The organism is Algoriphagus halophilus (assembly GCF_900129785.1).
In the GTDB taxonomy this organism is placed as follows: Bacteria; Bacteroidota; Bacteroidia; order Cytophagales; family Cyclobacteriaceae; genus Algoriphagus; species Algoriphagus halophilus.
This window is the reverse complement of sequence record NZ_FSRC01000002.1, coordinates 475,360-499,182: the sequence shown is the minus strand read 5'-3', so window position 1 is coordinate 499,182 and position 23,823 is coordinate 475,360. Positions and strand designations below refer to the sequence as shown.

The 23,823-nt window shown below is 38.1% G+C and carries 20 protein-coding genes; 8 read left to right on the top strand and 12 right to left on the bottom strand.

Annotated features, from left to right (window positions below):
• The first annotated feature begins 16 nt into the window (after positions 1–16).
• Positions 17–430, top strand: coding sequence for an OsmC family protein (locus tag BUR11_RS14215; RefSeq protein ID WP_074225653.1), 414 nt, complete (start codon positions 17–19; stop codon positions 428–430).
• Positions 431–625: 195 nt separating this feature from the next.
• Here BUR11_RS14215 and BUR11_RS14210 read toward each other — a convergent pair whose 3' ends face one another.
• The 6 genes from BUR11_RS14210 to BUR11_RS14185 form a co-directional block, all read right to left on the bottom strand.
• The gene (locus BUR11_RS14210) at positions 626–1,048 is read right to left on the bottom strand and encodes a hypothetical protein (RefSeq protein ID WP_143186007.1); all 423 of its coding nucleotides are present in this window, start codon (positions 1,046–1,048) and stop codon (positions 626–628) included.
• 3 nt (positions 1,049–1,051) lie between these two features.
• A complete protein-coding gene (locus BUR11_RS14205) occupies positions 1,052–1,825 on the bottom strand; it encodes a DUF4221 family protein (protein ID WP_074225651.1) in 774 nt (257 codons plus the stop codon).
• Between the two features lie 4 nt (positions 1,826–1,829).
• A complete protein-coding gene (rlmF, locus tag BUR11_RS14200; protein WP_074225650.1) occupies positions 1,830–2,783 on the bottom strand; it encodes a 23S rRNA (adenine(1618)-N(6))-methyltransferase RlmF in 954 nt (317 codons plus the stop codon).
• Between the two features lie 139 nt (positions 2,784–2,922).
• A complete protein-coding gene (locus BUR11_RS14195; RefSeq protein WP_074225649.1) occupies positions 2,923–3,414 on the bottom strand; it encodes a CIA30 family protein in 492 nt (163 codons plus the stop codon).
• 75 nt (positions 3,415–3,489) lie between these two features.
• Positions 3,490–4,221: an SIMPL domain-containing protein gene (locus BUR11_RS14190; RefSeq protein ID WP_074225648.1), complete on the bottom strand. Its 732-nt coding sequence runs from the start codon at positions 4,219–4,221 to the stop codon at positions 3,490–3,492.
• Positions 4,222–4,322: 101 nt separating this feature from the next.
• Positions 4,323–5,807, bottom strand: a complete 1,485-nt coding sequence (locus tag BUR11_RS14185) for a M14 family zinc carboxypeptidase (RefSeq protein ID WP_234982168.1) — start codon at positions 5,805–5,807, stop codon at positions 4,323–4,325.
• Positions 5,808–5,893: 86 nt separating this feature from the next.
• Here BUR11_RS14185 and BUR11_RS14180 point away from each other — a divergent pair, with 86 nt between their 5' ends.
• On the top strand, positions 5,894–6,904 hold the full coding sequence (locus BUR11_RS14180) for a dipeptide epimerase (protein WP_074225646.1): 1,011 nt from the start codon (positions 5,894–5,896) through the stop codon (positions 6,902–6,904).
• A 47-nt stretch (positions 6,905–6,951) separates the two neighbouring features.
• On the opposite strand, the gene BUR11_RS14175 is transcribed toward BUR11_RS14180, so the two are convergent.
• Together BUR11_RS14175 and BUR11_RS14170 are read right to left on the bottom strand one after the other, a co-directional pair.
• On the bottom strand, positions 6,952–7,647 hold the full coding sequence (locus tag BUR11_RS14175) for a response regulator transcription factor (RefSeq protein ID WP_074225645.1): 696 nt from the start codon (positions 7,645–7,647) through the stop codon (positions 6,952–6,954).
• Positions 7,644–9,359, bottom strand: a complete 1,716-nt coding sequence (locus BUR11_RS14170) for a sensor histidine kinase (RefSeq protein WP_074225644.1) — start codon at positions 9,357–9,359, stop codon at positions 7,644–7,646. The genes BUR11_RS14175 and BUR11_RS14170 overlap by 4 nt, the downstream gene beginning before the upstream one ends.
• Positions 9,360–9,574: 215 nt before the next feature.
• Between BUR11_RS14170 and lysA the strand changes: the two genes are divergently transcribed.
• The 4 genes from lysA (at position 9,575) to BUR11_RS14150 (ending at position 15,554) form a co-directional block, all read left to right on the top strand.
• Positions 9,575–10,807 carry a diaminopimelate decarboxylase gene (lysA, locus tag BUR11_RS14165; RefSeq protein ID WP_074225643.1) on the top strand — a complete coding sequence of 411 codons (1,233 nt, stop codon included), beginning with the start codon at positions 9,575–9,577 and terminating at the stop codon, positions 10,805–10,807.
• A 231-nt stretch (positions 10,808–11,038) separates the two neighbouring features.
• On the top strand, positions 11,039–12,082 hold the full coding sequence (locus tag BUR11_RS14160) for a PorP/SprF family type IX secretion system membrane protein (RefSeq protein ID WP_074225642.1): 1,044 nt from the start codon (positions 11,039–11,041) through the stop codon (positions 12,080–12,082).
• 376 nt (positions 12,083–12,458) lie between these two features.
• Positions 12,459–14,525 carry a T9SS type B sorting domain-containing protein gene (locus BUR11_RS14155; RefSeq protein ID WP_074225641.1) on the top strand — a complete coding sequence of 689 codons (2,067 nt, stop codon included), beginning with the start codon at positions 12,459–12,461 and terminating at the stop codon, positions 14,523–14,525.
• A gap of 3 nt (positions 14,526–14,528) precedes the next feature.
• The gene (locus BUR11_RS14150) at positions 14,529–15,554 is read left to right on the top strand and encodes a PorP/SprF family type IX secretion system membrane protein (RefSeq protein WP_074225640.1); all 1,026 of its coding nucleotides are present in this window, start codon (positions 14,529–14,531) and stop codon (positions 15,552–15,554) included.
• 12 nt (positions 15,555–15,566) lie between these two features.
• On the opposite strand, the gene BUR11_RS14145 is transcribed toward BUR11_RS14150, so the two are convergent.
• The 4 genes from BUR11_RS14145 to BUR11_RS14130 all read right to left on the bottom strand — a co-directional run bounded on the left by BUR11_RS14145 (position 15,567) and on the right by BUR11_RS14130 (position 19,220).
• Positions 15,567–16,229, bottom strand: coding sequence for a hypothetical protein (locus BUR11_RS14145; RefSeq protein ID WP_074225639.1), 663 nt, complete (start codon positions 16,227–16,229; stop codon positions 15,567–15,569).
• Position 16,230: 1 nt separating this feature from the next.
• Positions 16,231–16,746 (bottom strand): RNA polymerase sigma factor, encoded by a 516-nt coding sequence (locus tag BUR11_RS14140; RefSeq protein ID WP_074225638.1) that lies wholly within the window; start codon positions 16,744–16,746, stop codon positions 16,231–16,233.
• A gap of 100 nt (positions 16,747–16,846) precedes the next feature.
• On the bottom strand, positions 16,847–17,764 hold the full coding sequence (locus tag BUR11_RS14135; protein WP_074225637.1) for a mechanosensitive ion channel family protein: 918 nt from the start codon (positions 17,762–17,764) through the stop codon (positions 16,847–16,849).
• A 430-nt stretch (positions 17,765–18,194) separates the two neighbouring features.
• On the bottom strand, positions 18,195–19,220 hold the full coding sequence (locus BUR11_RS14130) for a glycoside hydrolase family 43 protein (protein WP_074225636.1): 1,026 nt from the start codon (positions 19,218–19,220) through the stop codon (positions 18,195–18,197).
• A 399-nt stretch (positions 19,221–19,619) separates the two neighbouring features.
• On the opposite strand from BUR11_RS14130, the gene ileS reads away from it, so the two are divergent.
• Positions 19,620–22,994, top strand: coding sequence for an isoleucine--tRNA ligase (gene ileS / locus BUR11_RS14120; RefSeq protein ID WP_074226138.1), 3,375 nt, complete (start codon positions 19,620–19,622; stop codon positions 22,992–22,994).
• A gap of 16 nt (positions 22,995–23,010) precedes the next feature.
• Entirely contained in the window at positions 23,011–23,652 is a 642-nt protein-coding gene (locus BUR11_RS14115) for a lipoprotein signal peptidase (RefSeq protein ID WP_074225634.1), read from the top strand.
• Positions 23,653–23,823: the final 171 nt, after the last annotated feature.

The following is a 23,823-nucleotide window of genomic DNA, read 5'->3' as shown; positions in this document are numbered from 1 at the left end:
CCCTAAAAATAAAACCATGATTAGAAAAGCAACGGCCGTTTGGCAAGGATCCGGAAAAGACGGAAAAGGTCATTTGACTACGGCAAGCACAGTTTTAGACAAAACACAATATTCTTTTAAATCACGTTTTGAAGATGGGGTAGGTACCAACCCGGAAGAGTTGGTGGCTGCTGCTCACGCTGGTTGTTTTGCCATGAAATTAAGTTTTAATCTACAGGAAGCAGGCTTTACTGCTACTGAGCTGGATGTTACTTCCAATATCACTTTTGAGGAGGGTACACTTAAGAAATCCCATCTGGTGCTGAAGGCAACAGTGGATGACGTGACACAAGAAAAGTTTGATGAATTGGTAAAAGATGCTGAAGCAAATTGTCCAATTTCCAGAGCCTTGAATATGGAAATCTCTGTGGAGAGTACCCTTAATTCTTAAGGTAATTAACTGGGTAAGGGTGTGTCCCATATCCATAAAATGAAAAAAAAGCGACTTGATAATTCATGTCGCTTTTTTTTGAGTCTAGCCTTTGTTCCATTTCATCCTCCTCCAGTTTTCCTGCTTTTCGGGAGATAAAAATGTCCAAGCCAGAATTCTGCTTTTTTTATTGCCATGAGTCTTTTGGAGAATTGTTCAAGAATCTCTCAACTGTTTTAATTTTGCCAATAAAGATTCAAATTCCAAAATATCAAAGTGCAATGCACCTTCATTGCTTACTATTAATAATTGATCTTGAAAGTCAACAAAACCTTTATCAATTAATTTGTTTTTTTCATCCAAGTATACGGGTACAGGGGATTTTTCAAATAATGGATTTAATCTCATTGACTTGTTATTTTTGGCAATGATTAGGATTGCACCTTTTGAAATGTTTAGCTCACTTAGTTCATGGTATAAATGATCTAAACAGGTTTTGCAACCTTCGGGGTTAATAACTAGAATCCATTCCTTGGGTTCAGGAAATGACATAGTTTCAGATACTGAAGATTTGGTCGTTTTTGCACAACTCCAAATTAAAAGTAGACTACAAAAAATTATTATTTTTCTAATCTTCATAGTTTAGCCCCTCAAACTGAATGATATCATAACGGAGTAAATTTTCATCAAAATCCCCCCCCTATTAGGATTTTTTGTTGATACATACAATCCTTTTCGTCCTACGAAGTAGTTCCAACTTTCAATGTAGTTTGTCCCAAATGTATATTCTCCAATTATATCTAATTTATTATCTAAAATCAGTATACCAATTTTTGGGTTATTTGAGAGTTGTTGTCTTGGAGAGAGGTTAAATTTTCTGGAGTCAATTCCTGGGTAAAAGAAGCGGTAATATACTTTTCTAAACTTATCATAAAGCAATATTTCGTATCGTCCATTTTTTAGAGTTTTAATTATTTCTTCGTCTCCTATTGGGTAGCCTTCAATAATCCGAAAACTATTGATTTTGTTTGCCTTTGCTTCTTTATATTTTAGTAATTTTTCACCCTTTTTAGAAATTATCCATAACCGATGATCCATATGGGGAGAAACAATAATAGAGTCACCATTTTCAGCCCAATTAAGATCAGGACTTTTTTTTCCATTTGACCATTCATCAGTTGGTCTATTGATGTCTAACCATTTAATATTATCTTCTTTTCCCGAAAGTTCTACTTTAAAAAATGGTTTGGATTTTTTTACTTCTTCTTCAGTGGTCTTATATATGTCTTTGAAATTGGGCTGAGTTCCCCATAAAGAATTATTGGAAAATAAAAATGGAGTTTCATTTGTGGAAGCAATGTAATTAGCTTTATTCTCCGGGTCTAAAACCCTTATACTTTCTTTTTTTGAAAACACTTACTCATTTACTCCCCCATCGTCTTTTTCTCCAACCTTCCTGCTTTTCTGGATTCAGAAAGGTCCAAGCCAAAATCCTGCTTTTCTTATTTCCCTGGGCCATATCAATGATTCTTCTTTCCGATACTCTAGCTTTTTTCAAAGCTAGGATTAGTTCTTTGAGATGTTCTTCTTTGCTGACCAAGCTGGTAAACCAAAAGCAATTGTATTTGTATTCCACACTTTCCTTGATCATGGTTTTAATAAACGTGAGCTCTCCTCCTTCACACCATAATTCATTGCTTTGTCCTCCGAAATTGAGAGGTATTTTTTTTGCTACCTTGCCTTTTAAGTTTTTCACTTTTCTTCTACTTCCTGCTTCAGCTTCGGCCTGAGATTCGTGAAAAGGGGGGTTGCAAATGGAAATATCGAATACATCATCAGATCGGATAATTCCTTTTAAAATCAGGGCAGAGTTTTCCTGATAACGAAGGGTGATTTCTTGCTGGAGTTTCGGATTGGAATCCAGGTTTTTTTGAGCTGCCTGAAGAGCCTGGGTGTTAATGTCAGTTCCTACAAAGGACCAGTCATAAATCGCATTGCCCAAGATGGGATAAATACAGTTTGCTCCAGTTCCAATATCCAGCACTTGAACTTTTTCTGGAATAGTATCGGCATTGTACTGTGCTAATAAATCAGCCACATTATGAATATAGTCTGCCCTTCCTGGGATCGGAGGGCAAAGGTATCCTTCTGGGATATCCCAATTTGAAATCTGGTAGAAATGCTTTAGTAAAGCTTTGTTGAGTTCCTTTACTGCTTTAGGGTTGGCAAAATCAATACTGAGATCTCCGTATTTATTTTCCGAGACATATTGCTTTAAGGAAGGAAGGGAATGAATCAATTCAGGGAAATCGTAGCGTTCCCGATGGGTATTTCGTGGGTGAAGTTCGGATTTGGTCTTTTCTTGTTTTTTCAATTCAATCTACTTCAAAAGTATCAAGGCAAATTAATGTTAATCGACGGGTTTTAGTAGTTATCTAACAAGTAATCTCCACCTAAGTCTTGAGATTCAAGAGTAGATCTACCTTTTTTTACAATCAAAATCGATCAAAAAATCAGATTAGTTGGATAGACTTTATTTCCAAATGGAATTCTTGTTCCTTTTTATTACCTATCAAAAATGCTAACTCTTCAATCTGATCCTTATCGAAGTTTGGAATCGAAAGTGATCGCCCTCTAAAAGCTGGGTACATAGTAGTGAGTTCAATTTCAATTGTTTCCCATTCTCCGCTGGTTGTAAACTCAGCGATATAGGAATGGCGGTCATAGGAATTTGCTTTTACTCGAAATTGATACTTGTTTCCATCTCCCTTTAATTGGATTCTAATAGTGCTTTGGTCCTGAATTTGAAATGCCTCCCTATATCTCACCGAAGAAAAACCCCCATTATTTTCCAAGGAAACGAAACCTTCAAATACCCCGTTTCCGGATTCATTGACATAGAAATTGCCTGATGATCTTCCTCCCATTACCCCATCATCTACAACCCTCCAGTCTCTTGAAGGTGAATTTTTGTCAAACTGATAAAGGATAGTGGTCGAGGACATAAGTAATAATATGATTAAAGCTTTCACATTCTAATAAGGCCTTAATGGGTCTAATTGTTTGAAGCCAACCTTTTCTTAATCCACTTCAAAAACCAGTTTCATGGTAATAGAAGCGGTTTTGTTTTTGTCTGCGGTATTGAATGTACCACCCCAGGAATAGTCCTCCCCGGAATTTTGGCCAGTAATCTGAAAAATACCCATATTCGCTGAAATTAGGTCTCCAAGATCCCCTTTGGAGTTTTCTGCGATGCGCTCAGCTCGTACCCTGGCATCTTCTGTCGCTTTGGCTATCATTTCAAGTTTCAAAGATTCCAGTCCGGTATAATAATACCGTGGAGCTTGTGAATAGAATGCAATCCCCTGATTTAATAACTCTGTGATTTCACGACTGATCTTTTCAACTTTCTCTACTTCTTTAGATTCTATTTTGAGCGATTGATTCAAAGAATAACCATCAAATGTCTGTCCTAGGTATCTTCCAGTTTCGGAATAATTTTGCTGGTATTTTGGGTTGGTCTGAACGGCATTGAAGATCAACTTGTCTGCTGGGATCCCTTTGGAAATCAAGTAATCGGACACTAATTTCTTGTCTTTTTCCAAATCCTCGTAAGCAGATTTTAAGTCAAAACTTTCTCGGGAAAAATTCCCTTCCCAAACCACTAGGTCTGAAGTGAAGTTACTTTCGCCCAAACCGGTCACATTGATGGTGCCTTGAGGCCTATTTCTATTAATGATTGCATTTCCTAAGACGATCGAGGCAAGGACGATTGCCAAAGCAAATAGTATGGAGGACAGGTTCTTATTCATAGGGCTAAAAGTTGCTTTTGAACATGAAATAATACTCACTTGAATCATCAAAAAACCCGCCAATCAGCGGGTTTTAGTACTATGGAAACATTAATTAACAATTAATAGATTCTTTGCTTAAAGTCTTGCTGTTTAGGGTTTTCTAAGTCTATCAGATAACCATTGACAATGGCATATTTTAAGTCTCCATCTTTAGCTAAATAAAAGTTTGGGGCAGAACCTGTAGTCCATACACTTGGAAAAGAATCCACGCTTTTTAATACCAGAATAGGTAAGGAATGAAGGTCTTTAGATGCTCCATTTTTTACTTTCACTGCCAAATATCCTTGTTTCAATAAGTCTATTGCTTGGTTAAAATCTAATGAGCCAATGTCTTCCAAAGTAGATTCGTATACCTTGCCTTCTTCAAACTCAAACCCACTTGCATCAAAAACCTCCTGAGCATAATATACTTGCATATCGCCTAGATCTTCAATGGATCCAGATACGTAATAACCTCCTGGTACTTCAGATTCTCTCCTTCTGATGATAAGGTCTATTGGATATTTCTTTCCTTCTACCTCAACCTGCATTTCATTGATCATCAAATCTGCCAGTTTGGAATCGTTATCTGGGATTGCAAAATACTCCTCTGTAGTGAACTGTTCGTACCCTTGGGTTGCTATCTGGTGTAGGGCATCTAAAATGATCATGAAATTGAGTTGGCGGATATACTGCTTATCCGGATCTCCCCAATATCCTCCTGATTCGATCAGAATTGTGCTTGTTCCCCATTTTTGAATGTTATCTCCAAATGCCCTTGGTTCAAATGCGTCATCATACTTTCCTACCTGCCCCGGAACAACTTGTTGAAGGACTTTATTCATACCCACAATAGTCTGCATGGCCCTTTCTCTAACCTCATTCACATCGGTGGCGACATTGTATGCTGGGGCCAAAACGGAAATGGTTGCTTGTTTGTCAGTGCCTTCTACATTGTAATACACTTGCTGATCGTGTAGGTTAAAACCGAATTCTGGTTCGAAATCATCTCTCGCATTCTTTAAAATAATAGCTTCAGGGGAGATTTGAGAGATGGCGTCCCTGTTCAAATCAATGTCCAGACTATTTCTCCTTTTGAATGCCTCAGCACCGTCAGGATTAATCATGGGAATGAATTTGATATTCAAATTGCTTCTCAATGTGTTTCTGATATCTTCATACTCATCTCCACTGCCTTCCAAAAAGTTAAATAAGTCAAAAAGGGCCATGGTAGCAGTGCTTTCATTTCCATGCATTTGTGACCAAAGCATGACTTTCGTTTCCCCATTTCCCCAGTCTAAACTGGAAATACTTCTACCGTCAATGGAGTTTCCTAGAACTTGTGTTTCAAACTGACTTGCATGTTTTTGAATCAAAGGCTGTAGGTCTTCGTGCTTAAATCTTCGATGGGTGATTGCCGATTCCTTAAAATTGTTGAAAGCTGACTCTAAAGTTTCAATAGAAAGTGGTTCGGTAGTATTTTTATTTGCAGTTTTACACCCAATTAGGGAAATTAAAAACAGCAAAAAAATGCGAGTGTAAATGCCCTTTGAAACGCTCATCATGGTTGGATTTTCTTAATAGTGAAGAGTAAAACTAGCCAATGTGATTTAAATAGTATATGTCTTAAGCTCAAAATTTCAAATCGAGAATGAAGCTATCGTATTTTGTAGAAGATCTACCCCTCAAACATACATTTACCATTGCCCATCAAAGTAGGGATATTCAAGATACCTTGATTGTCAAACTGGAAGAGGGTGATTTGGTGGGCTTGGGTGAGTCCACTACCAATCCTTTTTATGGGATGACTGTAGAAAATATGAGTGAGGTACTGGATGCATTCCAAGGAGTAGTGGAGGGTGGAAACTGGGAAAGCCCAGAAGAATTATGGGAGCTAGGGAAAACGCATTTTAAGAATAATCCCTTTGCTCAATGTGCCCTAGATATGGCTGCTTGGGATTTATATACCAAGAAAAAAGGCAAAAAACTGTATGAATTTTTAAGGCTGAACCCTACAGATATTCCTACCACTAATTTTACCATTGGGATAGATACAGTTCCAAAAATGGTCTCGAAAATGAAAGAAGTCCATTGGCCTATCTATAAAATAAAGTTGGGGACATCGGATGATTTGGAAATAGTAAGGGAGTTAAGAAAGCATACGGATGCTATATTTAGAATAGACGCCAATTGTGCTTGGACTGCGGATCAGGCCATTGAATATTCGGTAGCACTTCAAAAACTAGGGGTGGAATTTATGGAGCAGCCTCTTGGTAAAGATGATTTGGATGGGATGAAGGAAGTATTCAAATATTCCAAACTACCGGTAATTGCAGATGAGAGTTGCATTGTGGGAAGTGATGTGAAAAAATGCCATGGGCTATTCCATGGGATTAATGTGAAGTTGGTAAAGGCTGGGGGAATTACTCCTGGGCTTCGAATGATCCATGAAGCAAAATCTTTAGGGATGAAAACCATGGTAGGATGCATGACAGAATCTTCTATTGGAATTACTGCCATTGCGCATATCGCTCCTTTACTGGATTATGTGGATATGGATGGTGCCATGTTGTTGGCAAAAGACCCTGCCACTGGAGTGAAGATAACGCCAGAAAAAGTAACCTTCCCTGATGGAAATGGTATTGGCGCAAGTTTAGTATAAAGCTTGCTTCTAGAATTAGATAAAGGCAGTGATTTCACTGCCTTTTTTTAGTCTTCTGAGACGATCAATTTAAAACCTTCTCCGTGTACGGTGATGATTTGAACCTTTGGATCATCCTTGAGCAGTTTTCGAATCTTGCTTAGGTACACATCCATACTACGGGCATTGAAGTAGCTGTCATCTCCCCAGATCTGCTTTAATGCATGACTTCTATTGACCAATTTATTAATTTCTGAGGCCAAAAGTCGGATGAGCTCATTCTCCTTGGATGTAAGTTTATGTTTGCCTTTAGGCCCTTCGAGGTATTGCTCATCGTAATGAAGAACAAATCCCCCAAATTCATAAATTTTTAATGGAGTGACTTCTGTACTTTTTTGGGTTCTCCTCAGGATTGCAGTGACCCGCAGCAACAACTCTTCCATGCTAAATGGCTTGGTGATGTAATCATCTGCTCCGATTTTTAACCCTTCAATAATATCGTCTTTTTGATTTTTTGCGGTCAAAAACAGCACAGGGAGATCCTCTTGTACTTTTTTGATTTCTTTAGCAAGGGTAAAGCCATCTTTTTTAGGCATCATGATATCCAATAAGCATAAATCGTATTTACCCTTTTTGAATTTATTCCAGCCTTCTTCCCCATCTCTGCATAAAGTTGGTTCATAGCCTTTCATTTCTAGATATTCCTGAAGAATATCCCCTAGGTTTGGGTCGTCTTCTACGACCAATAGTTTAGCTTTGCTCATTGCTTTTTGGGTAAAGTTATAGTGAACGTTGTCCCTCTTCCTACTTCACTTTCTACTTGAATGCCTCCCTGATGTGCTTCAAGCATGGTTTTTACATATGATAATCCTAAACCAAAACCTTTCACATCGTGAACGTTTCCGGTAGGAACTCTATAAAACTTATCAAAAATTTTCTTTTGGGCATCCTTAGACATCCCAATCCCATTATCTGTAATCTTAACGATGAACTGATCTTTTTCTTCCGTCGCTTCCATTTTTATGGTTGGCGTGTGTGGAGTGTATTTCAACGCGTTATCCAGTAAATTATTAAAGATGTGGGTTAAATGAAAAGCATCTCCTTCGACTGAAGGATCTTTTAGCCGATCTGTAAATGAAAGGGTTCCTCCTCTTTTTTCCACTTGAAGGCTGATATGCTGCATCGTAGATTCCAATAATTCACTCAGATTCAACTCCTCTATTTTTAATTTGAAATCTTGCTTATCCAAAGCAGCAGCCTGTAAAACTTTCTCTACTTGAGTGGTCAGACGTTTGTTTTCATCTTTGATGATCCCAAGGTAGCGCTTCCTGAATTTGTCTTGTGTAGATAATTCAGGGTCTTGTAATGCTTCTACTGCAAGACTCACTGTAGCTAACGGAGTTTTGAACTCATGGGTCATGTTATTGATAAAATCATTTTTGGTATCCGAAAGTGCTTTCTGTCGGATGATGACTTTGATCGCGTATATGAAACAGAATATGATTACTCCAATAAACAGGATGGAGCTTGAAATTGGAATCCACACTTGACGGATGACATGATAGTTCTTTTCAGGGAAGAATATATAAAGGAAATTTTCCTTACCTAGGATGTCATTTGGAAAGAGTTTAGCCTTGATTCCGTTTTGAAGTAGGGTACTTTGTTGGGTTACCGGACCTAATGGTAAAACTTCTCCATTGTCTTTTAAAAGTCCCAATTCAAAAGATTCGGTAATCCCTCTTTCCAAAAGATGGTTTCGTAGAAGCTCCCTTACTTGGAGCGTGTCTAGTCTATCCAAGATTTCTTTTTGTCCTGCCGCGAGTTCATTCCAGGTACGTTCCACCATGTCAATTTTGAAATTGGCTCGCCGGATTTTGTCTAGAATATCATCCGAAATATTTATTTCTGTCAATACTTCTGGAGCGGGGACTATTTCAACATTAGGCCTAACTCTTGTACTTTCTGCTTTACTTAGGTAGTTGAGTTGTCGTTCTTTTTCTTCTAAAAGAATTTCCATCTCATCTGGAGTAAACATGCTAGAAGCCAGTTCAGGAGTCATATAGGCAAAAAACATTTCCAATTCTTTCAACGCATTCATGTCAAACCCTCTAGATTCAAGGATTCTCCTGAAAGTTGGACTTACTTCCGGTGCTGTTTCATTGAGAAGCGTGTCCACAATAGAAGGTCTATTTCTATAGACGGGGCGTTGCTGGATCTGGAAAGTGATTGGTTCAATTTTTTCAAATAAGGATTCCTGAAAAAGTGAATCTTTCATCAAGTAGCTGAGTAAGACGTCAGAAGTCTCCCCTTTTTCCAATTGCTCTACTGTCCCGGATAACGCCATATACACGTTTTGGTCGAACCGCTCACGGTTGATCCTTACCGCATTTCTTACCCAATAGTATTGGAATCCCATTAGGCCAAAGCTGGCCAGGGACATCAAAACGATGATAAGAATTATGTTTCCTTTGGACATTTTACAAATTTAGCCTGATTCTTAGGGGTGAAATAGGGCTTAACAATATTTAACTGCTATTAAGGCACAAACGCTTAAGTTTTTTAGGAACAATCTCAAAATTGATTCCGTTCTTTAAATTATGATTTCTTAATTACATTTACGATAAAGGAAAAGAGGAGGCTTATGCCTCCTTTTTTTGTTATTTGGCTATCTTTGGGCGCAAATTTCAGATCATGTCAGCATCTCACAACCCTATTTCAATCCAAGGGGTTTCCTTGGAAACTATTGCAAAAGAATTTGGCACTCCAGTGTATGTTTATGATGGTGAGAAAATCACTAATCAAATACTTACTCTAAAGAAGGCATTTGAAAAGGTTCCTTTGAAGATTAAATATGCTACGAAGGCATTGACCAATATTTCGATTTTGAAATTGGTGAAAAGAGCAGGTGGTGAGGTAGATGCGGTCTCTTTGGAGGAGGTAAAAATATGTCTTGAAGCGGGCTATGAAGGGAAGGACGTCATGTACACCCCGAGTGGAGTGAGTATGGATGAAATCAAAGAGGTAGTTGGACTGGGCGCCATGATCAATTTGGACAGTATTTCAATATTGGAGCAATTTGGGCAGACATTTGGAGATTCAATACCGGTTTGTATCCGAATAAATCCGCATATTATGGCTGGAGGAAATGCGAAAATTTCCGTGGGGCATATTGCCAGTAAGTTCGGTATTTCCATCCAACAATTAGACGAAATCCTAGAGGTAGTAGCACGCTATCAGATGAAAGTGACAGGCCTCCATTTGCATACTGGTTCGGATATTCTGGATGCAGAAGTATTCTTGAAAGGGGGAAATGTTCTTTTTGATGCTGCTATGAAGTTTCCTGACTTGAAGTTTCTTGATTTTGGAGGAGGCTTTAAAGTGGGTTATAAGGAAGGTGATGTGGTAACGGATATCATGGCAGTAGGAAATCGGGTATCCGAAGCTTTTCTGGAATTTTGCGAGAAGTATGGGAGAGATCTGGAATTGTGGTTGGAGCCTGGGAAATTTGTCGTAAGTGAATCAGGATATTTATTGGTTGAAGCCAATGTGGTAAAAAAGACTCCGCAAATTACCTTTGTAGGAGTGAATTCTGGGTTGAATCATTTGATTAGACCCATGATGTATGATGCTTACCATGGAATTTATAATGTAAGTAATCCATATGGAAAGCCTGCTACTTACAACGTAGTGGGATACATTTGTGAAACAGATACCATCGCTGCTGGGAGAGCAATTGAGGAAGTTAGAAGGGGAGATATATTAGCTATCAAAAATGCTGGAGCATATGGGATAAGTATGGCCTCTAATTATAATTCAAGGTTAAGGCCGGCTGAAGTCTTGGTATGGGAAGGTAAAGCACAATTGATTCGAAAAAGAGAAGAATTTCAAGATCTTATTCGCAATCAGGTAATTCTTGATATTTAATTAGGAATATTTCCAAATAAAATCTCTTTGGTATAATTATTGAGTTTCAAAGCCATTAATTGACTTAATCGCATAGGAAAAATGCGTTTAATCATAACGGTTTGAAACCCAATAAGATTGTATTTCTCAATCATAAGCCCTAGTAGTTTCACAACCTACATTTCATTTTAAATTCACGGTTTTCCGTTGCAGGTATTTTACCTTTGCCGTATAGGGATCGTGATGAAGATTATGTTGAGGAAGATCTTAGGCGTATGTGTGTTTTTGATAGTACAATTTTTTGTACGGTTGGATATCTATGCCCAAGATACCCAGTACTCCCAGTTTTATGCAGCGCCTATTTATTTAAATCCTGCCCTTACAGGAGCAAGTGAGCTCACACGGATTGGTGTCAATTACAGAAACCAATGGCCTGGATTAGATCAAAGCTTCAATTCCTATTCCGCTTATATAGATCACTATATTATGGATTACAATTCGGGTATAGGGTTGATTTTTAATGGAAGCCAAGAAAGCATGGCGCAGCTTTCCACCAATGAAATTGGTTTATCCTATGCCTACCGTTTACAGATAAGCCAGGATATATTCTTCCGAGTGGGAGGGCAAGTCAGCTTTATGCAGCGGAATGCCTTTTTCTCAGACTTGGTATTTGGTAGTCAAATAGATATTGTAAATGGAACCATAGGGGGAATCACTGATGAATTGGATGGGGTACCGCTGGATTCCAAGTATAGCTTTATGGACTATGCGGTCGGGGGGTTATTTTATACCAACAAATATTGGTTAGGAGTTTCAGCCCATCACTTGTCGGAACCTAACCGGTCTTTTGTAGAAGGTCAAATTTCTAAACTCCCCATGAAGCTTTCTGCTCAAGGAGGCGTAAAGTTTGATTTAGGACATGGGGGGAGAGATTATTTTACTCATGCTTATTCCGAAAGATCTATTTCATTTGCCTTCAACTATAAGCAACAAGATCCTTTTAATCAACTTGATTTAGGTGCCCAAGTCTTTCTTGAACCATTAGTGTTGGGGCTTTGGTATAGAGGGCTTCCAACCAAGAACTCTTTGCCTAACAATGAGGCCGTAATTGGATTGGTTGGTGTGTCACTTCCTTCCGGATTGGATATTGGATATTCCTATGATGTGACTGTCTCAAAATTAGGACAAAAAAACAGTGGAGGTGCCCATGAACTATCCATCAGATATACTTTTTTATGGGGTGATCCAAAATCCAGAAACCAAAGAGGAAGAGTCATTCCTTGCTTTAAATACTAGCGTTGAGCAACATTTCGTAAACTTTTTTAAAAAAAAATCGAATTTTTTTAAAAAAATATTCAGAGCCTGATTTTCAGGCTTTTGTCTTTTATGATCAAAAAAAAGCATCATTTCATACTTTTTTTGATTATGGTAATTTTTTAATAAAAATGATACTTTTTCAAGTTTGAACTATTCCCTTTTGACTTGATTCCAATCTTTGGATATTAGAATTTTTCTGCACTTATTTTAAGATAAACACCAAACGAAAGAATATCATTTTGTTGTATACGATTTGCAAAAAATATTATTCTTAAAAACGAAATACAAAAACCCTATTATATAAGGCAATTTTACCCAATTGAAAATCAGGCGCTTGAGATTCAGGCGAAAAAAGATGAAGAAGGCATTTTCTACATATGGCTTAATGATATTTCTCCCCCTAATGGTGATGGGATATATCAATGCCATTCATGCGCAATCATCTTTGAAAGACCCTGATTTCGTGCAGGCTCGAACAATGGGAGCTTCCGGAATTCAGGTTGCTGTTTCAGGAAAACTTGCACTTTGCTCTCATTCAGAGAAAGGCCACATTAATTTAACGGTCACCGGAGGCGAGGCTCCATATACCTATAAGTGGAATACACTTGAAACAACCAAAGACCGTACCAATTTATACGCAGGAACCTATACTGTTGAAATTACTGATGCAAAAGGTGCTGTCCATAAAGAGAATATAATAGTTCAGCCTCCCTACCCATTGATTTTAAATCCTATTGAAATTACTTCAGCTACTTGTGGATCGGGGGCTGATGGTTCGGCTAAGCTTAGTGTGAAGGTAGGAAGAGGGGAGCCTTATAAAGTCACTTGGAGCAATGGAGTAGTGGATCAATGGGAAGTAGATGGCTTGGCACCAGGAACCTATTCAGTGAAGGTTGCTGATATTTATAATTGTGATGTAACGGTATCTTTTGAAGTAAAATCTGAATCTGAAGGTATTTCAGTACAAGAAACCACAAAAGACCTGTCTTGTAGTGGGATTGAGGATGGGGTAATCAACCTTTCTGTCAGTGGAGGACAAGCTCCTTATATATATAGCTGGAGCAATGGAGCTACTACCCAAAATGTGGATAATCTCTCTGCAGGTAATTACACAGTAATCATCAAAGATCAAACGGGTTGTTCCTTTACAGCAAATTACGAGGTGAAAAGTCCAGAGGAAATGACTTTAACTGAGTCAATCCTTTCTCCTAGCTGTGATGGAAATGCAAATGGAGAAATTGAGGTAGGAGTAATAGGAGGAAAAGCTCCTTATACTTACCAATGGAGCAATGGACAGAATTCAAAAAAGGCCACCAACCTTTCTTCTGGTAACTATTCTTTGCTTGTCTCTGATGCTTCTGGATGTACCATTGAAAAGCAGTTCAATCTTTCTAATTCTTCCAATCTGGATCTCTTTATTACAAATAGCCAACCTGTTTCTTGTGAGGGAGGTGAAGATGGCTTAGTAGAACTGGAAGTTCAAGGCGCTTCTGGAGAATATTCTATAGAATGGTCAGATGGGGTCAAGGGGCTTTCTAAAAGAGAAGATTTGGCTCCAGGTACTTATTCAATTTCTGTTAAAGATGGCTCAGGCTGTGAAATCAATAAATCTTTTGAGGTGAAGGGTTCTGGAAATATCAATGCAAGAATTGAAAGTATGCTTGATGTGGATTGTGAAGAAGGTTCTTTCACTGGAGTCGCTTGGGTCTCTATAGAAGGTGGTGTGGAACCTTATACCATCGAGTGGAATAATGGGAATACCAATGCCCGAGAGATCAATTATTTTAAAACGGGAACCCTAAAAGTAAAAGTAATTGATGCTACAGGTTGCTCAGTGATTACTGAGGCCAAAGTAGATTACCCTAATTTGAACACTCAGGGAAGCAGATTGAATTTCCAGTATAGAAAATTGGAAATTTCAAATGAACCAGAAGTTCAGGTGGATGAAGAAATAATTTTTGAGAGTGAAATCTCTGAGGAATTCATCGCCTGGGAATGGCATTTTGGAGATGGAAATAAATCATCTGAAAAAGACCCAATCCACATTTTTGAAAAAGCAGGGTCATTTGAAGTCACACTTACTGCCTTCGATATCTATGGCTGTTCAAGCATCGAAAAAAATACTGTTCAAGTAAATGTGCCTGAGGAAATGATTGTCATTCCGAATGCATTTACTCCAAATGGCGATGGCCTCAATGACGTGTTTATCCCCAAAATGAAGGCCGTTTCAAATTTCTCTATGGAGGTATTTAATACCTGGGGAGAAAGAATGTTTATGACCACCAGCCTGGAATCTCAAGGTTGGGATGGTACTTACAAGGGGCAGGCTTTACCTGCCGGTAACTACCTATATAAAATTACCTACACCAATGCTGCTGGCGAAAATCAAAGTCGCAGAGGCGGAATCACCCTTATTAGATAGGTTATGAAAAGAATTTTTACATTAATTATTTTAGGAATGCTGAGCCTGACTTTACAAGCTCAGGATGTGCAGTATTCCCAATTTTATGCAGCTCCTCTCTATTTAAATCCAGCGATGGCCGGATCCTCCGAAATGACTAGAATTGGAGTTAATTATAGGAATCAGTGGCCTGGCTTAGATCAATCCTTCACTTCCTATTCTGCATATGTGGACCATTATATGTTTAATATTAATAGTGGGATAGGATTAATTTTTAATAAATCCCAGCAAAGCATGGCCAACCTCAGTGTGTCTGAAATAGGAGCTGTTTATTCTTACAGGATGAGACTAGGGTTCCGTTCCTTTTTGAGGATTGGAGGGCAAGTTAGTTTTATGGATAGGGATGCTTATTTTGGAGATCTGATCTTCGGAAGTCAAATAGATGATCAAACTGGATCAATTGGTGATTTCAGTGGAGAAAACCTTGGCCAAGATGTTCGCAGGCAATTCATGGATTATAGCTTTGGGTTCCTTTACAACAATGAGAAGGTTTGGTTTGGAGTATCCACAGCGCATGTTACACAACCTAATTTGTCCTTTGTTGATGGTCAAAATAGTAAGTTACCACTTAAAGTTTCCGCTCATGGTGGGGTGAAATTTGATCTATCTGGTGGTTCATCTATTGCATTTTACAATCAAAAATCAGGGACCAAAGAGTTAACATTGGCTTTTAATTACAAAAACCAAAAACCTTTCACCCAATTGGATATGGGAGCCCAGCTCAATATTCAGCCTTTAGTTTTGGGAGTTTGGTATAGAGGAATTCCAGTTTCCAATTCCGAACAGCCTAATCATGAATCTATCATTGCCCTAGTAGGAATGTCATTAGGTGGAGGCTTAGATGTGGGATATAGCCATGATTTTACTATTTCTTCCCTTGGAAATGCTAATACGGGAGGTGCACACGAAATATCCCTTCGATATAGTTTCCTTTGGGGAAAAGCTTCTGGAGCTGGCAGAAAATCCTCTATGCCTTGCTTTAAATATTAAGAATTTAGCTGATTAAGAATCAGCTTTAAAATCTTTTAATTCTTGTAATTGGATTAATGATTTTTCAATGTGACTTATGCCGGCGCTTGAAATCACCCATTTTACCCATTTTTTTCCGGCATTTTTTGGTTTTATATACCAAAATAAGAATACTGCCAAACAAGCAAAGAGACCTGTTATTACATATTGAATAATTACCCAACTTGGATTCGCATGATTAGGAAACCATGAATTGCCCAAATGCCAAGTAGTGTAAAATGGAATTTGTAAAACCACAAATCTCGTACTGTTTATCAAGGATAGCTTGAGAGTCAATAGTTGTTCCTGTATATCTGCTACAGGCCTTTCAAAATTAATTTGACTAACCATAACCAAATGCCTGATGTAATCAATAAATACTTTTAGGTTTACCAGGAATATGGCCCCAATAGAGAGGACAAAGAAGTCTATTTTATAAGGGGTGGCAGCAACCCCGATCCCAAGAAGAGCTCCCAAAAATAAAATGTAAATGGCTCCAGTAACAATTCCGAGAACTTTTTCTGCTTTTAATCCTACCAATGCTTTTCTCGCTTTTTGGGAAATCTGTTCTTTGAGTAGTTGAGAATTGATATTCAATAGTTCATCTATTTTGTTTTCTTGTTTTTTCCAAAGTCTGAGTAATTCTTGATCTTCCATTTTACAGTTGGTTTAGTTTTTGAAACTTTTCTTTGATCACCTTTTTAATACGACTGATTTTCGTAGCGACATTAGACTCCGAAATCCCCATGATTTCTGCAATTTCCCTGTAGGAATTTTCATCGAGATATAATAGCATGAGTGCCTTGTCAAATGCATTTAATTCTGAAATAGAAGCATACAGAATACCAATCTGATGGTCTATTGGGTCCTCTTTCGTATTTATGAGTTCAATGAGGTCAACTTGTATCGCTTCATTGATTTTCTTACGCTTGGTTTCTTTTCTCAAGTAGGAGATAGCCACGTTTAGGGCAATTCTGTAAAGCCATGTGGAGAATTTAAACTTGTCGTCATAGTTTGGAAATGCTTTCCAGACATGGAAGGTGATTTCCTGAATTAAATCTTTTCTTTCCTCTTCAGAATTACAATAAGAACGAGCCACTTTATATAGGATTCCTTTATTGGTTTGAAGGAGTTCTATAAATTCGGAGGGCTTATCAACTTGCTTAGATTGCATCTGTTTTGCTTTTCTCAATTATTCGCAAAGCCATTTAAAAAATCACAGATGGATGAAAATTTTTTCAAGTAATTCGGTAAAATAAAGAGGATTGAGGGGATTAGCTCTTTTCTTTTTCCATTAATACACGGGTTTTTGGGAGGCATTCAGGATAATTTTTTTGAATGAATTCAATCATTTTTTCCCGAACATAAACTCTCAAATCCCAGGCAATTGGAGAATTTTTAGCACTTACCAAAATCCTTGTTTCTACTGTGTGTTCTTTCGTATCGCTGACCTGTAATACTTTTACTTTCTTGTCCCAAAGATCTGTTGTTTCCAGAATGCGGTCCAATTCTTTTCTGAGTTCGTTAAAAGGAATTGTATAATCTGTATAGAGAAAAACAGAGCCCAGTAAATCACCTGAAGTTCTTGTCCAGTTTTGGAAAGGGGTTTCCAAAAAATAGGTGGTTGGAAGTACTAATCTTCTTAGATCCCAAATTCTTACCACGATGTAATTCAGATTGATTTCTTCGATCCATCCCCATTCACCTTCTACTACTACTGCATCTTCCAGTCTAAAAGGTTGGGTAAAGGCAATTTGAATTCCGGCAATCAAGGTTCCAATAGCTTTTTGCGCAGAAAAACCGATAATGATTCCAGCGACCCCGGCTGAGGCAAAAAATCCGACCCCGACTTTTCTGACAGATTCAAAAGATAATAGTACTAACCCAATGGAGAAAAGAATGATAATGAAATTGGCGATTTTTACAAGGATATTGATCTGTGTATAGACTTTTCTTGCCCGGAGATTGTCCTCCTGAGAGATGTCATATTGTTTTAAAAACATGGACTTTACTATTTGCATCCCTACCAATAAGCACCAGGTAAATCCACTAATAATCAATACAGTATTGATAGAGGGTAAATAAGCCATCCATCCCTCCCAATCTTTAGATTGTCCTCCCAAATAAAGTTTCAATGCTGCAAGAATGATCGTAACCAACAATGGGATAACTAAGCGAGAATAAAGTTTCATATGCTAAAGTTTAAAGAATGAAGCTTGAACTGATTGGTAACTCCAATCATCTAAAAAGGCGATTTTGGGCGGTATAAGACTGGAAATTAGACAAATAGCCTTAGAAAGACAAGTTTGGTAGATCCTCTCGTTTATTTTTCCTAAAAGCCATGAATTTGTAAAATTCATAGAATCAAGACTTTTAAGATTACATTGCCATTTTTCTCAACAGTTTGATCTAATCCTCTTTTCGATTTTCTGATATTAAGATGAGTTCAATAAATATGTTCCCAGAAGTTAGATGGGAAAAAGGTTTTCTTATGATTCTGAGAGCAAAGAATCTGATATATCATAAAAAAACCGCTACCTAGGTAGCGGTTCGTTTTCATCTTATCCTTTCTTGTTTCTTTCAATTACAAAAGGCTTAATTTTAAATAAAGAAACTTTTCTCTTATTCAATAATAGGGTTGGCTGCTACTCCTTCAAATGTCATTTCAATGGGCTTAATGGTACCATCTTCATTGAATTCCATCACATCCACACAGGTTACTCGGTGATCTCTACCCTGATTAGGGATTGGTCTTCTATGGTATACCATATACCAGTCATCTGAATTTGGTTTTTGAATGACAGAATTATGACCAGCTCCAGTAGCTACGGTAGTATCTGATTCCAGAATGGTTCCAATTCGTTCGTAGGGTCCAGTCACCTTGTCTGATATAGCGTATGCAACTTTATAACTGTCGTTGGTCCATCCACCTTCTGACCACATGAAATAATATTTACCATTTCGGATAAACATGAAAGGTCCTTCTACATACCCTTCAGGAGTGATTTCGTGAAACAACTCTCCGTCTTCCCAAGGCTCAAATCCTGTAAAGTCATCATTCAATTTTCCAATGTTGCAATGGCTCCAACCTCCATAAAACATATAATATTGCCCATCGGTATCTTTAAATACAAATTGATCAATCGGTTGAGCATCATTGTAAAAATCATCAATCAAGGGTTTCCCTAAATAATCTTTGAATGGTCCAGCTGGTGAATCAGCAACTGCCACTCCAATACCTCCATAATGATTGATATCATTGTCAGGATCCCATCCTGCCCTGCTCGGTCTTTGAACATCATTGGCAGAAAAGAATAAGTAGTATTTGCCATCCTTTTCTATGGCAGCCGGGGCCCACATGGCTTGTTTAGCCCATTTTATGGCTGAGGTATCCAAGATGTTTTCATGTTTTTCCCAGGTTACTAAATCCTTAGAAGAGAACGCGTCAAAGTGAAGCTGGTCTGTATAGCCCGCCGAAAAGGTAGGGTAAATCCAATATTCGTCCCCAAAAACAATTCCTTCCGGATCAGCATACCAACCGGTGGAGATAGGGTTGCCAGATAAAACTTCAGCAGACTCTTCTTTTGGACTAGCGCATGAAATAGCCAAACTTACCAATAAGGTATAAAAAGGGATTTTTGTATTCATCAATAATAGAGGTTTGAAATTTCTTGAAAATTACAAACTCCATTTCAGAGCAAATAGTCACTGGTGTAAAATTCTCGATAAAAATGCCTGCTTGATTAAAATAGCCTAGAAAATCCTCCTAATTGGAGAAGCACTAAAAAGGCGTATAATTTCCAGAGGACCTTCACACTTGCTCATTTGTTTTCAAAAATAAAATCAGTCTTGCCCAATCCCGCCATTTTTTCCCTCCAACTCACATAAAAAGGGGTAATTCTCTTATCTTTGTGCCTGCTTTTGAGGAGCATGAAAACCTTTTGGTTTTCTTTCCGATAATAATGAGTCTGAACAAATTGGACTGTTGGGAGCTTAAAAAGCAATAATTGGAATCAAATCACCTACTTGCTTACAAGAAAGGATATTGTGAAAACATATAAAGAGTTCAAACAAGTCGATTACCCGGCTATAGGAGAAGACGTACTTCAGTACTGGAAAGACAATCAGATTTTTGAAAAATCTATTTCAAATCGTGAGGGTGCAGAAACCTTTACTTTTTTTGAAGGACCACCATCTGCCAATGGTACTCCAGGGATCCACCATGTCATGGCGAGAACCCTAAAAGATATTTTTTGCCGATATAAAACCTTGAAAGGGTTTCAGGTAAAAAGAAAAGGTGGTTGGGATACACATGGCCTTCCGGTAGAACTTCAAGTTGAAAAGGAATTGGGCATTACCAAAGAGGATATTGGTAAGAAAATATCTGTTGAGGAATACAACAAGAAGTGTAAGGAAACAGTCATGCGATTCAAAAATGAATGGGATGAATTGACTGAAAAAATTGGCTACTGGGTAGATTTGGATGATCCCTATATCACTTTTGATTCCAACTACATTGAAACGCTTTGGCATTTGCTGAAGAAGTTTTATGATAAAGGTTTGTTGTATAAAGGATATACCATCCAACCTTTTTCTCCAGCTGCTGGGACCGGATTGAGTTCACACGAGTTGAACCAACCAGGAACCTATAAAGATGTGAAGGATACTTCCATCACTGCTCAGTTTAAACTCAAGGGAGAGGACAACACCTTCATCCTTGCTTGGACTACCACACCTTGGACATTGCCATCCAACTCAGCCTTGGCAATTGGCGAGAATTTGGATTATGTGAAAGTAAAAACATTTAATCCATATACCCATGAGCCTTGTCAGGTGATTTTGGCAAAGGCACGTATTAATGCATACCTGAACCCAAAGGCGGCTGAACTTAAAGTAGAAGATTACAAAGCTGGAGATAAATTAATTCCTTTTGAGATCGTAGCTGAGTTCAAAGGAAAGGATATGCTAGGTTGGGAATATGAACAACTTTTTCCAATTGAAGCCTTAGCACTTCCTGCACCTGCATTTACTGTTGTTTCTGGAGACTATGTGACTACAGAAGATGGTACTGGTATTGTCCATTTGGCAAAGGCTTTTGGGGCGGATGACTTTAGGACGTTGGTTCAAAACGACGTGCCTGGTGTTTTTGTGAAAGATGAGCAAGGTAATGAATTGCCAATTGTAGATCGCCAAGGGAAATTCATTCCTGTGGTAGGAGAATATCTATCTGCAAAAATGAAAGAACATGGAATCACAGCCCATAAAGAATATGGGGTGAATGATTTCTATGTAAAAAATTATACAGAAGATGATGAGAATGCCGCTGATTTTAAAAATACAGATGTCATCATCTCCATTATTTTAAAGAATGAAAATAAAGCTTTTAAGGTAGAAAAGTATGAGCACAGTTATCCTCATTGCTGGAGAACAGATAAGCCTGTATTGTACTACCCATTGGAAAGCTGGTTTATTAAAACCACGGCCTATAAAGACCGTTTGGTTGAGTTAAACAAGACCATCAATTGGAAGCCGGAAGCAACAGGGACTGGACGTTTTGGAAACTGGTTAGAGAATTTGGTGGACTGGAACTTGAGTAGATCAAGATTCTGGGGGACTCCTTTGCCTATCTGGAGAACAGAGGATGGAACGGAAGAGAAATGCATTGGATCTATTGCTGATTTACAGGCTGAAATAGAAAAGTCTGTTGCAAAAGGATTCATGGAAAAATCTCCTTATGAAGGCAAAGAGCTTGACCTACACAGGCCTTATGTGGATGATGTGGTGCTGGTATCAGAAAAGGGTGAAAAAATGTTCCGCGAGCCAGACTTGATCGATGTTTGGTTTGACTCTGGAGCCATGCCTTATGCACAGTGGCACTACCCATTTGAGAACCAAGATGTTTTTAAAGCGAATTATCCAGCTGATTACATTGCAGAAGGAGTAGACCAGACAAGAGGTTGGTTCTTTACGTTACATGCAATCGCAGTGATGTTGTTTGACAGTGTGGCATTCAAGAATGTAATTGCAAACGGTTTGGTTCTGGACAAAAATGGAAACAAAATGTCCAAAAGATTGGGCAATGCAGTGGATCCATTCAAGACCTTAAAAGAATATGGTCCAGATGCAGTTCGTTGGTACATGTTGAGTAATGCCAACCCTTGGGACAACCTGAAATTCAATTTAGATGGTGTTGGAGAGGTACAAAGGAGGTTCTTTGGAACCCTTCAAAACACTTATAATTTCTTTGCTCTTTATGCAAATTTGGATGCTTTTGTATATGATCCATCCAAGCTTGTTCCTGTCAGTGAGCGTGCTGAATTGGACCAATGGATTGTGTCCAAATTACAGTCTTTGATCGTAGAAGTGGAGGATGCAATGGATAACTATGATGCTACCAAAGCTACCCGAGCGATCATGAATTTTACGGTAGATCAATTATCCAATTGGTATGTAAGATTAGCAAGAAAGAGATTCTGGAGGGGAGATATGAATACCGATAAGCAAGCTGCTTATGAAACCTTGTATGAATGTCTTCTTACGCTGACACAGTTGATGTCATCCTTCTCTCCATTCTATTCGGATTGGATGTACCAGAATTTGACTAAGTCCAGCAAAGAAGGAAAAGAATCCGTTCACTTGACGGACTGGAATAATGCAGATTCCAATTTGATCAATAAAGATCTGGAAGAAAGTATGGAGTTGGCTCAAACCATCTCATCTTTGGTTCACTCTTTGAGAAAGAAGGAAAAAGTAAAAGTACGTCAGCCTTTACAGCGAATATTGATCCCTATACTTAAGGAGAAAACAAAGGAACAAATTCAACATGTGGAAGAGTTGATTAAATCAGAAGTGAATATCAAAGAAATTGAATTCATTGACGATGCTTCCGGTATTCTTGTGAAAAGCGTGAAGCCAAATCTTCCTGTATTAGGCAAAAAGCTTGGTCCTAAAATGAGATTTGTAGTGGCAGCCATCAATTCATGGGGACAAGAAGAAATTGCTTCTATTGAGCGTGATGGAAAGATTTCTATTGATGTGGATGGAGAAGCTTTGGAATTATTGTTAGAAGAAGTATTGATCACTTCACAAGATATTCCTGGTTGGTCCGTTGCCTCTGATATGGGAGTTACTGTAGCCTTAGATGTCACCATCTCGGAAGAATTGAAGCAAGAAGGAGTGGCAAGAGATTTGGTGAACAGAATCCAAAACCTAAGAAAAGATATGGGGCTGGAAGTTCAGGATAAAATCAAAATTACCATCGAACCTTCTTCTGATTTGGTAATTGCTTCTACGGAGAATTTTGGAGATTATATTCAATCTGAAACTCAGGCATTAGGTCTTACTCTTGAAAAAGACCTTCAGGAAGCGATTACTTTGGAGATGGATGATTTTGAAATAGCAGTAAAAGTAGAAAAGGCCTGAGGTCAATCGATTAAGAATGAACAAATACATTAAATATTTTGGCATAGCATTGTTGGTGATCTTAATTGATCAAGCGGTGAAAATGCTAGTCCATTTCGAAATGGATTTCGGTTCGCCGGGTCAAATCCCGATTTTCGGTGATTGGTTTAAGCTTCATTATACCACTAATCCTGGAATGGCTTTCGGGATGGAAATCGGATCTGAATATGGAAAATTGATTTTGACTTCCTTTCGTTTGGTGGCAATGGCTGGAATAGGATACTATTTATACCATATTATCAGGCAAAAAAGTCACCCAGTATTTATTGTATGTATTGCGATGATTTTAGGAGGCGCGATAGGAAATTTGGTAGATTCCATATTTTATGGGGTTTGGTTAAATAATGCTCCATACAATGCTCCTTCACCGTGGTTTCATGGGCAGGTTGTAGATATGTTCTATTTTGATATATGGGAAGGATATATACCAGAATGGGTTCCAGTCTGGGGTGGTGATTATACTGCTTTATGGCCTATATTTAATGTTGCCGATGCTTCTATTTTTGTTGGAGTAGCAATCATCTTGATATTTCAAGGGAGATTTTTTCCAGAGCACAAAGAAGAGGAGCCCAAAAAGGAAGAAATAGAAGAAGTTAAATCTTCCGTAGAAAGTGAATAAAAGAAGCTCTCCTTTTGAATTCAAAAGGAGAGCTTTTTCTTTATTTTATCACTTTTTTTCATTGTTTGGTGAAAAAAGGGCCGTTCAGGCTCCATTCTGATCAATTTTTATGTAATTTTCAAGCTGGATTCATCGCAAAAAGTGATGAATACTACATTTTTGGTTGCTTTT